Here is a 14,759-nt window from a genome sequence, read left to right as displayed (position 1 = left end):
CAGTTCAGGCAAGGGCCAAAGAGCCGATCACGCCAGCCAAGTCCGAGGGCATGACGCCGTAACGCAGTGAGCGAGCGTCCTTCAATCCTCATCGGGTGGAGAGGGACGGGGGAGGTGGCGGCGTCGTCTGCTTCTATGACCGGCATTACCCGTTTATTAAGACATGCAATCTATAGTTGCTTTCATTCTTGATTCTCGCGATGGCATGAGGCTGTGCGCACTCATTCGGCAGGCAGGTGCAGGAGCGCCGCCTTTGCCGCGGAGACCCACGCGTGACCACCATATCGCCGACGAGCAACGTTGCCTTGGAAATCCTCAGGCGAACAACGGCCGAGGCCGAGGAGAAAGCCGGTTCTGCCGACAGCGCGAACAGCATCCTCAAGGCTGCGAACGGCGTTTCAGCGGAGCCTGGCAGAGCAGCGACGCAGGCGCAGGGTGCAATCAACAACAGCATGCTGGAGCTGAAGGCAAGAGCCGACGCTTTTGTCGGCACGGCGCTGGAATTGCTGAACTCCGACCGTTTCAAATCCAGCGACCCCAATGTGAAGGCGGTGCTGAAGGACATCCTCAACGAGCAGGGTGAGATTTTCGCCGGCCGGGTCGAAGCTGAACTGCTCAACAATCCCGGTCTCAGGCACGAAGAGGCCATCGCCAATGCGCTGACTGCGACGGTGCGCGGCAATCGCAGCCGTTTTGCCGAAACCGAGATCGTGCTCGGTTATAAGCTGAAAACCGCCGGCGACCAGTTGCATTATGTTGCCGATGCCGAAGGCCATAGCTCCGGTCAGTTCTTAGCGGATGCCCAGAACGAAGCGCGTATCGGTCTCGACATCGCACAAAAGGCGCGCGCCAATGCGAAGGACGATGCGGCGCTCGCGGCGGCTCTGAAGGCGGAGGAGGAAGCCGAGCGGATTTACCGGCGAACGCAGCAGTCGGTGAGTGACTGGAACGGCTATTGGACAAAGAAATTCGGCTGGCCGGAGGCCCGGTGACGGTGCGATAAGGGATCGCCGCCCGTGACGGGATAAGACGCGATGGGCGGATCGTTGGACAGGTTGCTCCGAGCTCGACCCGAGACGCGCTTTAACGGTTTGCCTTTGGGCGCTTCACGCCCCGCATCAACGATTCCCGTGTCTCGCCTTGGTATCGTTCCGGCGCAGTGATCTGCGAACGAATTCGATGCGTTGAGGATATGCCAAGCACGTAGCGCCGTTCCGCTCTGCCGCTTGCGCTCCAATATCTTGAATTGCCGCGCGCCGTGATCGCAAACCGCTGCGCATTTTTCAGCGACATGGTTCAGCTTCCGGCGTCGCTCTTGCCGTCGGAAGGACCTTGGCTTCCCAGCTTTCCGTGATCGCGGTCGGAAAGCCACACCCGCGTCTCATCGAGGATTTCCGTCGACAGGTCGGGATCGTCGGTCATCCGCGCCAGGATAAGCGCGCCGATCATGGCCGCAGAACTGCCGATTGCCGCGCGACGCTTCTCATGATCATCCGTGCCCGGCGCGATCTTGCCGAACCGGGCGAACTGGCGCTTGAGGACGTCCGTCATCTCCGACCGTGCGGAACCGGGCTGGCGGCTCACCTCCGACGCAAGGGCTGCAAGCGGGCAGCCGTGGCCGAAATCGTCCCGATGCTCCGGCGAAAGATAACGTCGGGCGACGGATGCAAGATCCACCGTTAGCGGCTCGGTTTCTCCCTGCAGACCGGCCAATGTCTGCGCGATCAGATCCTCCTTCGACTTGAAGTAGCCGTAGAAGCCGCCATGGGTGAGGCCTGCCGCCTTCATGACATCAGTAACGGTGACGGATTCGAAGCCGCGCTCCCGGAACAGCTGTCCCGCCGCCTCCAGAATTGTCTTCTTGTTCTCTTCGACCTGCTTCCGGCTCACGCGCATCATCGTCTCCTGAAATTTCGATTGACAATATACATGATAGTCATCATATATCCAAATACATGATGGTTATCATGAATAAACTGAAGGAGCCCAATCGATGAGCAGGAAGCCAGTAGTCCTTGTAACGGGTGCCTCGACCGGCATTGGCGCCGTCTATGCGGAGCGATTTGCCCGTCGCGGTCATGATCTCGTTCTGGTCGCGCGCAATGCGGCGCGGCTCGACGCGCTCGCTGAGCGCCTCAAGAACGAAACCGGCGTGGCGGTGGATGTGGTCCCGGCGGACCTGACCGACGCACAGGACCTCGCCAAGGTCGAGCAGCGGCTGCGCGAAGACCGGAGCATCGGCGTGCTGGTTAACAATGCCGGGACGTCTATCCCCCGAGGCTTTCTTCAGCAGCAGAGCGAGGACATCTCGAAGCTGATCGCGCTCAACGTAACGGCAGTCACCAGGCTCGCGCATGCGGCAGCTCCGGGGTTTGCGGAGAGAGGCGAGGGGGCGATCATCAACATCGCGTCGGTCGTCGGGCTTGCACCGGAGATGGGCGCAACCGTCTACGGCGCGACCAAGGCCTTCGTGCTGTTCCTTTCTCAAGGCTTGAATGTCGAACTCGCCACCAAGGGCGTCTACGTTCAGGCAGTGCTGCCCGCAGCGACGCGCACCGAGATCTGGGATCATGCCGGCGTCGATGTCGAGACGCTCCCCGGTGTGATGGAGGTCGGCGATCTCGTCGATGCGGCGCTGATCGGCTACGATCGACGCGAGTTGGTAACCATCCCGCCGCTTCCGGATGCCGGCCAGTGGAACACCCTCGATACGGCACGACAGGCAATGCTGCCTAATTTTGCACAGTCGTTGCCGGCCGAGCGCTATCGGTCCGCTGCCTGACCGGTCCACGCACGGAGCGGGCGTTTGGCGTCCGCTCCGAACGCCTGCACCTGCTGAGACGGTCGATGCTCGGGTCTTTCCGCTTGGGCACAGCAAGCCACATCGTTTCCACGGTTTGCCTCAAAGGCGTTTGCCAAGCGCCCTCAGGCTGCTTAGAAATTGAGGATCAAAAATTTCGCAAGGCCGACCACTACGTCCCTGTGCGAAAATCCTCCCTCGAAACGATGTTGATGGTGCGAGCCGATGAAAAGATTCAATCTGGGACCAACCGACCTTTCCGTTTCCTCTGCCGTACTCGGCCTGATGCGGATTGCCGATCTCAGCGATGACGCCATAACCCGACTCTATGGCAAGGCACGGGACGTCGGCATCAACGTCTTCGACCATGCCGATATCTATGGCGGCGAGCTGCATGCCTGCGAGCGCCGTTTCGGCGATGCGTTGCGGCTGAAGCCGGCCGAACGAGAGCGGATCGTCATCCAGAGCAAGTGCGGGATCCGTCGCGGCTATTTCGATTTCTCCAAAGACCATATTCTGCAGTCGGTCGATAGATCGCTTGCGGCGCTGAAGACCGACTATCTCGATCTTCTCTTGCTGCATCGCCCGGATGCGCTGGTGGAACCGGAGGAGGTCGCGGACGCCTTCGAGAAATTGCAGGCGGCTGGCAAGGTCCGGTATTTCGGCGTCTCGAACCACACCCCGCGGCAGATCGATCTTCTGAAGACCGCCGTCCGCCAACCGCTCGTCGCCAACCAGATCCAGCTCAGCATTGCGCATGCGCCTTCGGTCGCCTTCGGAATCGCCGCCAATATGGCAGGTCTCGAGCAATCGATCGATCGCGACGGGGAAGTGGTCGTCTATTCGCGCATCAACCGCATGACGTTGCAGGCCTGGTCACCGTTCCAGCAGGGTTTCTTCGGCGGCGTCTTCGTCGGCGACGAGAAGAACTTTCCGGAACTCAACCGGTTGCTGGACGAACTCGCGGGCAGGTACGGGGTATCGGCTTCCGCGATCGCCTATGCCTGGATCGCCCGCCATCCGGCCAACATTCAGGTGGTGCTTGGAACGACAAGTCCCGAGCGTTTGGCCGATATCGCGCCCGGCGCCGACATCACGCTGTCGCGCGAGGACTGGTATCGTCTCTTCACGGCGGCAGGACACGTGCTGCCCTGACCTCGTTAGGTCTGCAGACCATTGAAAAGGCCCGCTCGGATCCGAGCGGGCCTTTTATGTTTTGGGGGCGGATGCCGATGGCTTAGCTGCGCGGCTTCAGGTTTTCCGGATCGTAGAGCGGCTTGTAGCCGACGCCGACAACCTCGACCGGATAGGTCTCGGCAAAGTATTCGACGTTGAGCTTGCGGCCGACCTGGCAATGGGACCAGGGCAGATAGGCAAGCGCGATGTTCTTGCCGATCGTCGGGCCAAAGGCGATCGAGGTGGTGTAGGAACGGCGGCCCAGTTCATCGACCAACACCTTGCCGGTTTCCGGATCCATCACCGGCAGGGTTCCGACCGGATAGCGCTTCACGCCGTTCTTGTCGGTATTCTCCGTCATGACGAGCGTGCAGAGCATGGCCGGCTGATGTTCGCGCGCCTTGTATTCGAGATGCTTGGCCTTGCCGCGGAAGTCCACGTCCTTGACCTTTGGGCGGGCAAGGTCGGCTTCGATCAGGTTGTACTGGGTAAGCAGGTCGGCGTTCTGCAGGCGCAGGCTCTTTTCCATGCGGCGCGAGTTCGCATAGGTTTCGACGCCGAAGGCCATGACGCCGGTCGAGCGCAGCGCGTCCCAGACGGCGAGACCGTCCTCGTACTTCATGTGCAGTTCCCAGCCCTGCTCGCCGACATAGGAGATGCGGAAGGCGGTGACCTTTTTGCCGGCGATCTCGATCGGCTTGATCGCGGCGAAGGCGAAGTTCTCGATGTCGAGGCCCAAGGGATCGGCAACCACCTTCTTCAGCGTCTCACGGGCATTGGGGCCCCAGATGCCGATGGTGATGAACTTCTCCGAGACGTCGGTGATGGTGACGTCAAGGCCGCGATCTTCGGCGACGCGGCGCATGTACTGGAAGTCGCGCGGGCCGGCGTCGGCGCCGTTCACCAGGCGGCAGCGGTCGGCCATGCGGAAGACGGTGAAGTCGGCCCGTACCATGCCCTCGTCGTCGAGGAAGTGGGTGTAGATGCCCTTGCCGATGTTGCCGTCGCCGCCGACCTTGGCGGCGCACAGCCATTCTAGCAGCTCGACATGGTCAGGACCTTCGATGTCGACCATATGGAAGTGAGAGAGGTTGACGATGCCGCAGTCCTCGCTCATCGCCAGATGCTCGGCGTTGGAGACGCGCCAGAAATGGCGGCTGTCCCACTCGTTTTCACGTACCGGCACGCGGTCGCCATACTTCTCCAGAAGGTGCTCGTTGGCAGCGTAGCCGTGGGCGCGCTCCCAGCCGCCGAGTTCCATGAAATAGCCGCCGAGTTCCTTTTCGCGCTCGTAGAAGGGCGAGCGCTTGACGTTGCGGCCGGTGGCATAGGGTTCGCGGGTGTGCACGGCGGGGTAATAGATCTTCTGCGCCGCCTCGAAGCAGCGGCCCTCGATGAACTTTTCTTCCAGCTGGTGCGGATAGAAGCGGGAATAGTCGATCGAGGCGTGGTCGATCTCGGTGCGGCCGTCTGTCATCCAGTCGGCGATCAGCTTGCCATAACCGGGGCCGTCCTTCACCCAGATGGCGACGCAGTACCACAAGCCGCGCACCTTTTGGCTCTCGCCGCAGGAGGGGCCGCCGGCGGCCGAGACCTGCAGCAGGCCGTTGAAGGAATGGCTCTCGTTGTAGCCGAGTTCGCCGAGGATCGGCGTCAGTTCCATGGCGCGCTCGAGCGGCTCGATGATCTGTTCCATCTCCAGGTCGCGCTGCGAAGGCGACAGGCGCGCCTCGTGCTTTTCAAGAATGTTGCGCGGATGGCAGAGGCGCGGATTCGTGGTCTCGTAATAGCCCCACTCGATCTGGCCGCCCTCGGTTGTCTTCGGGTCGCCGGTGTCGCGCATGTAGGCCGAGTTGCCCTGGTCACGCAAAAGCGGGAAGCCGATCTCCTTGCCGGTGCCTTCGAATTCGTTGTACGGGCCGAAGAAGGTGAGCGGATGGTCGACCGGCATGACCGGCAGGTCTTCGCCGACCATTTCAGCGATCAGGCGACCCCAGATGCCGGCGCAGACGATGACGTGGTCGGCCATGATCGTGCCGCGATGGGTGACGACGCCCTTGATGCGGCCGTTTTCGACGATCAGCGACTTTGCCGGCGTGTTGCCGAAGACCTGCAGCTTGCCCGACTTTTCCGCCGCATCGACGAGCTTGCCGGCAACCGTTTGCGAGCGCGGGATGACGAGGCCGGCATCCGGGTCGAACATGCCGCCCATGACCTGATCTTCTTCGATCAGCGGGAACATCTTCTTGATTTCAGCCGGCGAGACATAGTGGGCGCGGGTGCCGAAGGCCTTGGCGGAGGACAGCTTGCGCTTGATCTCTTCCATCCAGACATCGTCGCCGGTGCGCGCCACTTCCAGGCCGCCGATGCGGGCGTAGTGGCCCATTTTCTCGAAGAAATCGATCGAATACTGCGTCGTCCAGACCGAGAGATAGTCGTGGCTGGTGGTGTAGCAGAAGTCCGAGGCGTGTGCGGTCGAGCCGATATCGGTCGGTACGCCCGACTTGTCGATGCCGACGATATCGTCCCAGCCGCGCTCGATCAGGTGGTGCGCGATCGAAGCACCGACGATGCCACCCAGCCCGATGATTACGACTTTCGCCTTTTGCGGAAACTCTGCCATTGATTGCGACCCTAGTTGGATTGGATGCCGGATTTTAGGGCCTGATCCGCCCCGACCAGAGCCTGTCTACGACATTCTCATCAAACTGCACGACCAGAGCCGAGCATTTTGCGGTTCGCCGAACGAGAGCTGTCGAGACGGTCATGCCACTGATTTCGTGAGAAAAAGCGCCTCTCAGCGCCAATCTGATTTCATCTAGCATATCGCAAATGGCGACGCATCCGAATGCGTCATTGCGATCTGCCTGCTTTCCAGTGATCGCGGCGTTGGCCACGAAAGATAATCCCATCGGGTAAGATTGACAGCGATGCATGATGTTAATAAGTTCGGTAACAGAACGAATTAAAAGAGGTCCCCGTGAACGACAGCTTGCGCATCTCCCGGAAGTTCTCCCAGCGCTCCGTCATGGAGGCGATCGTCCAGGGCGGTCCGATTTCGCGTGCGTCGATCTCGAAGCAGACCGGCCTTTCCAAGCAGACCATTTCGGAGATCGTCCGCGGCCTCGAAGAAGAGGGTTGGGTGCAGGAGACGGGGCGCACCAGCGGCCATGTCGGGCGCACTGCCGTCACCTACGAACTGGTGTGCGATGCCGCCTTCATCATCGCCGTCGACCTCGGTGGCACGAAGGTGCGCGTGGCGATCACCGATCTCGCCTGCCAGATCTTTGCCGAAGACACGGCGCCGACCGATCCGCGGGGCGGCCGCTTCGTCGTAGAGCAGATCGCTGCCATGGCCTTTGATGCGGCAGACCGACAGAAGATCGCTCGCGAGAAGATCCGGCTTGCGGTGGTAGGCGTTCCCGGCGCGCCCTGCAGCGAGACCGGCCGTGTGTTGCTTGCGCCGAACATTGCCGGTTTCGACACGATGGATGTCGTCGGCGCCTTCGAAGAGGTGCTCGGTTTTGGAGCCATGCTCGAAAACGACGTCAATCTTGCCGTCCTTGGCGAAAACTGGCTGGGCCAGGGGCAGGGGATCGACAACCTCGCCTATGTGGCGCTGGGCACCGGCGTCGGCAGCGGCCTGATGGTCGGCGGCCATCTGGTGCGCGGCGTCAGCAATGCGGCCGGCGAAATGGGTTTCCTGCCGCTCGGCGCCGACCCGTTCGAGGCGGAATCGCTGCGCACCGGCGCCTTCGAGCGCGCGGTTGCCTCGCATGGCATGGCGGAACGTTACGCGGCGCTTTCGGGCAAGACCGTTGCCGTGCCCACCATCTTTGCCAAGGCAGAAGCGGGCGATGCGGCAGCGCTGACGGTGCTGGATGACACTGCGCGGTATCTGGCAGCCGGCGTTGCCGCGATTGCCGCGATCGCCAACCCGCAGAAGGTCATCCTGGGCGGATCCATTGGGCTCCGGCCGGAAATGCTTGAGCGGGTAAAAGCGTTCTTGCCGCAGTGCTTCCCCTATCCGGTCAATGTGGAGACCGGTGAACTCGGCGCGCGCGCCGCGATCATCGGGGCGGCGGCGATCGGGCTCGGTCAGTTGCACAACACCCTGTTCGGGGTCGATGCGCCCGATGGCCGGATTTCGCTGCCGCGGGCAAACGTCAACGCGCTTCGGGAGGCGATGTGATGACGATGAATGACGGCTTGGTCGAGCGCTTGCGAGCGGTGCTTGATCGCGAGACGGCGATTGATCTTTTTCGTGGCGCCATCGGGCGTGAGAGCATTACCGGCAACGAGGCGAATTTCGTCGCCTTTCTGGCCGAAACGATGCAGCGCCTTGGCCTGGAAGGCTTGAAAACGGCGGAGTTCCTGCCGGGTCGGCCGAACGTCTGGGCGGAGCGCAAGGGTCGCGGCAAGGGGCCACGCCTGCTGTTCATTGGCCATACGGATACGGTGCATGTCGACGGCTGGCGCGAGCATTGGGCCGGTACCGAGCGCGAGGATCCCTTCGCTGCACCGATCATCGACGGCGCGGTCTGGGGGCGCGGCTCGGGCGATCTGAAGGCAGGCATCTGCGCTTCGCTGGCGGCGCTGTCGCTGCTCGACAAGTCCGGCGTTGCGTTGGCCGGGGACGTGGCCTTTGCCTTCGTCGGCGACGAGGAAAGCGGTCAGCCGGGGACCGGTGTCTCCGCCGGTATCAAGGATCTGGTCGAACGCATCGAGACCGGTGACATCGTCCGTCCGGACTTCGTCGTCTATGTCGAGCCGACACGGCTGTCCGTCTATCCGGCGCAGATCGGATTTTTCATCGCCGACATCACGATTACAGGCAAGTCCGCCTATTTCGGCGTACCCGAACTCGGCAAGGATGCATTGCGCGCCAGCCACGCGGCGATGTCGGCTCTCTGGAAACACTCCGACGAGATCGCCGCGCGGGCCGAGCACAAGCTGATCGGTCGCAGTTTCCTGCTGATCACCGGCCTTGCCGGCGGCGGCTACATCGCCGTGCCCGAGCGTTGCACACTGTCGCTGATCCGCAAACTGTTGCCAGGGGAATCGCTGGACACGGCGGCGGCCGAGATCGAGGTTGCGGTGCGCTCGGCGATCACCGATCCGGAAATCACGGTCGAGTTTTCCTATCCGGCCGGCCGCGACCATGCGCTTGGCGGCACGGCGGCTGAAATCGACGAAACGGCGGGCGAAGTCGGTGCGCTATCAGCCGCCATGGCCGAAGCCATGGCTGGGCGCGGCGTCATCGAAGGCGCGCCCTTCTGGTCGGAATCGCCATTCTTCGTCAACCGCTTGGGTGTGCCTGCCGTCTATTGCGCGCCCGGCGACATCCGCAATTGCCATACCTACGAGGAACGGGTCGAGGTGGAGGAATACCTCGCCGGGATCGTCGGATTTGCCGCCTTCATGGCGCGCTACTGCGGCGTCATGGACTGAACTGCCAAACAAGAGGGAGAACAACAATGCTTCTGAAGAAATTGATGGCTGCCGCACTCGTCAGCGGTTTCGTGCTTGCCGCAAACGCCGCCTCTGCCCAGACGGTCGGTCCGTCCGGCGAGAGCGCGACGCCGAGCGCCGATGTCGCCCTGACCGATGCCGATATCGGCGCGCTCAAGGGCAAGGGCTACAAGGCGGCGCTGCTGTGGCATACCTCGTCCGACTTCACCAACGCCGTTTCGGCCGGTGCCAAGGATGAGTTTGCCCGCGCCGGCGTCGAGATCGCGGTGACGACGGATGCCGGCTTCGACGCTGCCCGCCAGCGCAGCGATATCGAAACCGCGCTTGCCGCCAAGCCGAACGTCATCCTGGCGCTGCCGCTCGATCCGGTGACCTCGGCCGAAGCATTCCGCCAGGCAGTGACCGATGGCAGCAAGCTCGTGTTCCTCTCCAACCTGCCGAGCGGCTATAAGCAGGGCACGGACTATGCCTCGATCGTTACCGACGATCTCTTCCAGATGGGCAAGCAGGCGGCGGATGCGCTGGCCAAGGCGATCGGCGGCAAGGGCAAGGTTGGCTACATCTTCCACGATGCCAGTTACTATGTGACGAACCAGCGCGACCAGGCCTTCAAGTCGACGATCGAGAAGGACTATCCGGATATCAAGATCGTTGCCGAGCAGGGCATCTCAGACCCGGCACGTGCCGAGGAGCTGGCAAGCGCCATGCTGCTGCAGAACCCTGATCTCGACGGTATCTACGTGACCTGGGCCGAGCCTGCCGACGGCGTGCTCTCTGCCCTGCGCTCGAGCGGCAATACGAAGACCAAGATCGTCACGCTCGATCTTGCCGAACCGGTCGCGCTCGACATGGTCAAGGGCGGCAACGTCACCGCGCTTGTTGCCGACAAGGCCTATGAGCTTGGACGCGCCATGGCTGCGACCGGCCTGAAGTCGCTTCTCGGCCAGCAGACGCCGGCCTTCGTCGTTGCCCCGGCTTTGACCGTCACCAAGGAAAACGTCGCGGACGGCTGGAAGCAGTCGCTCAACCGCGATGCGCCGCAGTCGGTGCTCGACGCGGCCAAGTAATCAGGTGGCCGCCGGGAGAGAGGACGCTTCCGGCGGCGTCATTCCTAAAAGGGAGGCAGATATGCACAGGGCAGTGAGACATTTCGCGTTGCTGGCAACGGTCTTTGCCGCGACATCCGGCTTTGCCGCTGACGGCAAGACCACGGGTCCGCATGGCGAGACGCCGACGCCGGCGGGCAGCCTGACGCTGACGGCGGAGCAGGAACAGCAGATCAAGGACGGCAAGTTTACCGCAGCGCTCGTCTGGCACGAGATGAGCGAATACACCAACGCGGTCAACAGCGGCGCCCAGGACGAGTTCAAGCGCCTCGGCGTCGAGGTGGTCGCACAGACCGATGCCGGCTTTGATGCAGCCCGCCAGAAGGCGGATGTCGAGACGGTGCTTGCCAAGAAGCCCTCGATCATCCTGTCGCTGCCGGTCGACCCGGCAAGCGCCGCCGTGGTTTACGATCCGGCACGCACCGCCGGTTTGAAGCTCGCCTTCGTCGACAATTCGCCGGCCGGTTACGAACACGGCAAGGACTATGTGACGATCGTCTCGGACGACCTTTTCCAGATGGGCAACAAGGCGGCCGTTGCCATGGCGGATGCGCTCGGCGGCAAGGGCAAGCTCGGTTATATCTATCATGACGCCGACTTCTACGTGACCAACCAGCGCGATGGCGCCTTCAAGTCGACGATCGAGCAGGACTATCCCGACATGAAGATCGTTGCCGAGGCCGGCATGGCCGATCCGGCCCGCAGCGAGGAAATCGCGCAAGGGATGATCACCCAGAACCCGGATCTCGACGGGATCTATGTGACCTGGGCGGAGCCGGCACTGAGCGTGCTTTCGACGCTGCGCGGCGCCGGCAACAGCCACACCAAGATCGTGACGCTCGACCTCAACGAACCGGCAGCACTCGACATGGTCGAGGGCGGCAACATCGCAGCTCTGGTCGCCGACGAAGCGTACAATATCGGTGTCACCGCAGCGCGCGCCGCGGCAGGGTCGCTGGTCGGCAAGAAGGCCGAGCCTTTCCTGGTGGTCGACTCGCTTGCCGTGACCAAGGCGTCGGTCGCCGACGGCTGGAAGAAGTCTCTGAACAAGGATGTGCCCGCGACGATCGCGGATGCGATGAAGTGATGAAATGATGCCCGCTGCATGCGTCCCAAATCGTCGTCGATTTGGGACAACACATGCAGCTTTTCATAGTGCTGCGGCGACCTTTGCGCGTCTGACCAGACCCGCGGCGCCGTAGTGCGGGGGGAGCTTTCCCCCTGCCTTCGGAGGAAGAATAATGTCCAGTGCCCATTCCAGCGCGAGCGGCCAGCCGGCGAGCCTCGTCAGTCGCCTCAACCTGCAGCAATACGTCGTCTATCTCGGCTTCCTGGCGATCTTTCTGTTCTTCGCCATCGTGCTTCGCGACAGCGGGTTTCTGACGGTTCGCAACCTGTCGAACATCATGCTGCAGACAGCACCGGTGACGATCATGGCGATCGGCCTCGTCTTCGTCATGTCGGCCGGTGAGATCGATCTGTCGATCGGCTCGACAGTTGCCGTCTCGGCACTGGCGGCGGCGGTGACGATCAACGAATACGGCCTGGTGGCTGGCGTCGTCGCCGGTATCGGCGCCGGCGTGCTGATCGGGCTCCTGAACGGCGCACTGGTCGCCTATGTCAAACTGCCGTCCTTCCTGGTGACGCTGGCGACGCTCGGGCTTTTTGCCGGCGTCTCCCGCTCGATGACGAACCTGCGCTCGATCCCGGTGACCGACAGCACCTTTACCGGCTTTTTCGGCTCCGGCTCGTTCCTCGGCGTGCCTTCGCTGATCTGGTGGACCCTCGTTGCCGTCGTCTGCGGCCATGTCATCTACCGCGAAACCCGCTTCGGCGCCCATGTGCTGGCGACCGGCGACAACAGCCGGGCAGCGAGCGTCTCCGGCATCAGCGTGCCGCGCATTCGGCTGGCCGTTCTGATGATCAGCGGCGGTCTCGCCGGCCTTGCGGGCCTGCTTTACGCCGGTCGCCTGCAGGCGGCGAAGTATACGCTTGGCGAGACCGACCTGATGACGGTGATCGCCGCCGTCATCGTCGGCGGCACGTTGCTCAACGGCGGCAAGGGCACGATCATCGGCGCGCTCGTCGGCTCGCTGATGATGGGCATGCTCAACAATGGCCTGATCCTGATGGGCCTTTCCGTATCCGACCAGATGATCGTTCGCGGTCTCATCATCCTCGCTGCGGTCGCCGTGTCGCTGCGCGAAAAGTCCCGCTGAAGGAGGATTTCATGTTTCTCGACGTTCTGCGCCGCCGCAACCCGGCATTCATCGAAGCGGCCATGAGCCTGCACCAGCAGGGCAAGCTCCCGGCCAACGCCTATGTGCTCGATCTCGACACGGTCGAGGCCAATGCGGCGATTATGAGCAACGAGGCCCATCGCCTCGGCCTGAAGACCTTTGCGATGACCAAGCAGGTGGGCCGCTCCAGTTCCTTCTGCGAAGCGGTCAAGCGTGGTGGCATTGACCGTTCGGTTGCCGTCGACATGGCCTGTGCCCGCGCCACCCACAAGGCGGGCCTGAAGGTCGGCCATCTCGGCCACCTGCAGCAGGTCGCGCGCCACGAGGCGGCTGCCGCAGCGAAAACCTTCCGGCCGGACTATTGGACGGTCTTCAACGGCGAAAAGGCTGCAGAAGCGGCGGCTGGCGCACATGCAGCCGGCTATCGGCAGGATCTGCTCGCCCGTATCCGGGCGGAAGGTGATACCTTCTACCGCGGCCATGAAGGCGGGTTCGATGCCAGCGACGTTGCCGCGGTGGCGGACCGTCTCGATGCGCTCGACGGTGGCCGCTTTGCCGGCATCACCACCTTTCCGGCGCTGCTCTTCGACCATGAAAGCCGCAAGGTGAAGCCGACACACAATCTCGCGACGCTCTCGAAAGCTGCCGAGGCGCTGGCCAAGGCCGGCCGCAACGGGATCGAGGTGAATGCGCCGGGTACGACCTCCAGCGTCATGCTCCCGGCCCTTGCCGAAGCGGGCGCGACGCAGTGCGAGCCGGGCAACGGTCTGCACGGCACCACCGCACTGCACGTGATGGAAGATCTGCCGGAACTGCCGGCGGTACTCTACCTCACCGAAGTTTCCCATCTCTCGGGCGGCAAGGCCTATTGCTTCGGCGGCGGCTTCTACATCGACCCGATCTTTCCGGATTACGACGTCAAGGCGATCGTCTCTGCCGACCCGACGACTTCGGCGTCGGCGCTTCGAAGCGTCGAAGTACCGCCCCCCTCGGCGATCGACTATTACGCGATGATCGACGCCAGCGGCGCGGCGGCGCCGAAGCCTGGCGATACGGCGGTGTTCGGCTTCCGCGGGCAGGCCTTCGTCACGCGGGCCTATGTCGTCGGCGTGTCGGGTATCTCCACGGGCGCGCCGAAGGTGGAAACGATCGAAAACGGTTTCGGCGAAACCGCGGCCTGGCCGGTTTGAGGGGTGACGTCATGAACGTGAACACGAATTCTGCACGCGAGCCGGTCCTCAAGCTGAAGGACATCCGCAAGACCTTTGGCGGCGTCACCGCGATCGAGAACTTCTCGCTGGACGTCCGTCCGGGCGAGATCGTGGCGCTCGTCGGCGACAACGGCGCCGGCAAGTCGACGCTGATCAAGATCATCTCCGGCGTTTACACGCCGACCTCGGGAACGATCACCATCGAAAACCAGACGGTGGCGATGTCGAACGCCACGATGGCGCGCGCCCATGGCATCGAGGTCGTCTATCAAGACCTGGCACTTGCCGACCAGCAGACGGTCTATATGAACATGTTTCTCGGCCGCGAGCCGGTAAACCGTTTCGGCCTGCTCGACCGTCGCCGGATGATTTCCGAGACGGAAACGCTAGTGAGGGAACTGGATGTCCGCATCCCCTCGGCCCATGCGACGATCCGCGACCTCTCGGGCGGCCAGCGCCAGGGCGTCGCGATTGCCCGCGCCACCCATTGGGCGAGCAAGCTGATCCTGCTCGATGAGCCGACGGCAGCACTCGGCGTTGCCGAAACCGCCAAGGTCGAGGGGATCGTCGAATCGCTGAAAAGCCGCAACATCGGCGTACTGATCATCAGCCATAGCCTCGATCAGGTGTTCAAGCTCGCAGACCGCATCTGCGTTCTGCGCCGCGGCAAGCAGATCGGCATCCGTGAGACGGCCAAGACCGACAAAAACGAGATCATCGCGATGATCACCGGGCTTCAGCAACACTGAGGCGG

Annotated in this window: 12 protein-coding genes; 10 read left to right on the top strand and 2 right to left on the bottom strand. The window is 62.7% G+C overall.

Features of this window, described 5'->3' with window-relative positions:
• Positions 1-272 precede the first annotated feature (272 nt).
• Entirely contained in the window at positions 273-992 is a 720-nt protein-coding gene (locus ASE71_RS26985; RefSeq protein WP_060520323.1) for a hypothetical protein, read from the top strand.
• A 304-nt stretch (positions 993-1,296) separates the two neighbouring features.
• On the opposite strand, the gene ASE71_RS26980 is transcribed toward ASE71_RS26985, so the two are convergent.
• Positions 1,297-1,896: a TetR/AcrR family transcriptional regulator gene (locus tag ASE71_RS26980; RefSeq protein WP_060520355.1), complete on the bottom strand. Its 600-nt coding sequence runs from the start codon at positions 1,894-1,896 to the stop codon at positions 1,297-1,299.
• Positions 1,897-1,993: 97 nt separating this feature from the next.
• On the opposite strand from ASE71_RS26980, the gene ASE71_RS26975 reads away from it, so the two are divergent.
• Entirely contained in the window at positions 1,994-2,782 is a 789-nt protein-coding gene (locus ASE71_RS26975; protein WP_060520324.1) for an SDR family NAD(P)-dependent oxidoreductase, read from the top strand.
• Positions 2,783-3,025: 243 nt separating this feature from the next.
• Positions 3,026-3,955, top strand: a complete 930-nt coding sequence (locus ASE71_RS26970; RefSeq protein ID WP_060520325.1) for an aldo/keto reductase — start codon at positions 3,026-3,028, stop codon at positions 3,953-3,955.
• A gap of 82 nt (positions 3,956-4,037) precedes the next feature.
• On the opposite strand, the gene ASE71_RS26965 is transcribed toward ASE71_RS26970, so the two are convergent.
• The gene (locus ASE71_RS26965; protein WP_060520326.1) at positions 4,038-6,599 is read right to left on the bottom strand and encodes a GcvT family protein; all 2,562 of its coding nucleotides are present in this window, start codon (positions 6,597-6,599) and stop codon (positions 4,038-4,040) included.
• Between the two features lie 357 nt (positions 6,600-6,956).
• On the opposite strand from ASE71_RS26965, the gene ASE71_RS26955 reads away from it, so the two are divergent.
• From ASE71_RS26955 to ASE71_RS26925, 7 genes are all read left to right on the top strand, one after another.
• On the top strand, positions 6,957-8,168 hold the full coding sequence (locus tag ASE71_RS26955; protein ID WP_034798940.1) for an ROK family transcriptional regulator: 1,212 nt from the start codon (positions 6,957-6,959) through the stop codon (positions 8,166-8,168).
• Complete coding sequence (locus tag ASE71_RS26950; RefSeq protein ID WP_060520327.1) at positions 8,168-9,427, top strand: M20 family metallopeptidase; 1,260 nt, start codon at positions 8,168-8,170, stop codon at positions 9,425-9,427. The genes ASE71_RS26955 and ASE71_RS26950 overlap by 1 nt, the downstream gene beginning before the upstream one ends.
• 26 nt (positions 9,428-9,453) lie before the next feature.
• Positions 9,454-10,515: a substrate-binding domain-containing protein gene (locus ASE71_RS26945; RefSeq protein ID WP_034798936.1), complete on the top strand. Its 1,062-nt coding sequence runs from the start codon at positions 9,454-9,456 to the stop codon at positions 10,513-10,515.
• Between the two features lie 61 nt (positions 10,516-10,576).
• Positions 10,577-11,641 (top strand): substrate-binding domain-containing protein, encoded by a 1,065-nt coding sequence (locus ASE71_RS26940; RefSeq protein ID WP_060520328.1) that lies wholly within the window; start codon positions 10,577-10,579, stop codon positions 11,639-11,641.
• Between the two features lie 154 nt (positions 11,642-11,795).
• Positions 11,796-12,773, top strand: coding sequence for an ABC transporter permease (locus tag ASE71_RS26935; protein ID WP_034798931.1), 978 nt, complete (start codon positions 11,796-11,798; stop codon positions 12,771-12,773).
• An 11-nt stretch (positions 12,774-12,784) separates the two neighbouring features.
• Complete coding sequence (locus tag ASE71_RS26930; RefSeq protein WP_060520329.1) at positions 12,785-13,984, top strand: alanine racemase; 1,200 nt, start codon at positions 12,785-12,787, stop codon at positions 13,982-13,984.
• A gap of 11 nt (positions 13,985-13,995) precedes the next feature.
• A complete protein-coding gene (locus ASE71_RS26925) occupies positions 13,996-14,754 on the top strand; it encodes an ATP-binding cassette domain-containing protein (RefSeq protein WP_060520330.1) in 759 nt (252 codons plus the stop codon).
• Positions 14,755-14,759: the final 5 nt, after the last annotated feature.

This window comes from Ensifer sp. Root954 (genome assembly GCF_001429005.1).
GTDB lineage: Bacteria > Pseudomonadota > Alphaproteobacteria > Rhizobiales > Rhizobiaceae > Ensifer > Ensifer adhaerens.
Note: the sequence above shows the minus strand (reverse complement) of the source record. Positions and strands in the feature narration are given on the sequence as shown.

What these genes read in the sequence shown, in the direction of transcription:
- ASE71_RS26980 (WP_060520355.1), bottom strand. Translation starts at nt 1,896, where the DNA reads ATGCGCGTGAGCCGGAAGCAGGTCGAAGAGAACAAGAAGACAATTCTG.
- ASE71_RS26975 (WP_060520324.1), top strand. Translation starts at nt 1,994, where the DNA reads ATGAGCAGGAAGCCAGTAGTCCTTGTAACGGGTGCCTCGACCGGCATT.
- ASE71_RS26970 (WP_060520325.1), top strand. Translation starts at nt 3,026, where the DNA reads ATGAAAAGATTCAATCTGGGACCAACCGACCTTTCCGTTTCCTCTGCC.
- ASE71_RS26965 (WP_060520326.1), bottom strand. Translation starts at nt 6,599, where the DNA reads ATGGCAGAGTTTCCGCAAAAGGCGAAAGTCGTAATCATCGGGCTGGGT.
- ASE71_RS26950 (WP_060520327.1), top strand. Translation starts at nt 8,168, where the DNA reads ATGACGATGAATGACGGCTTGGTCGAGCGCTTGCGAGCGGTGCTTGAT.
- ASE71_RS26945 (WP_034798936.1), top strand. Translation starts at nt 9,454, where the DNA reads ATGCTTCTGAAGAAATTGATGGCTGCCGCACTCGTCAGCGGTTTCGTG.
- ASE71_RS26940 (WP_060520328.1), top strand. Translation starts at nt 10,577, where the DNA reads ATGCACAGGGCAGTGAGACATTTCGCGTTGCTGGCAACGGTCTTTGCC.
- ASE71_RS26935 (WP_034798931.1), top strand. Translation starts at nt 11,796, where the DNA reads ATGTCCAGTGCCCATTCCAGCGCGAGCGGCCAGCCGGCGAGCCTCGTC.
- ASE71_RS26930 (WP_060520329.1), top strand. Translation starts at nt 12,785, where the DNA reads ATGTTTCTCGACGTTCTGCGCCGCCGCAACCCGGCATTCATCGAAGCG.
- ASE71_RS26925 (WP_060520330.1), top strand. Translation starts at nt 13,996, where the DNA reads ATGAACGTGAACACGAATTCTGCACGCGAGCCGGTCCTCAAGCTGAAG.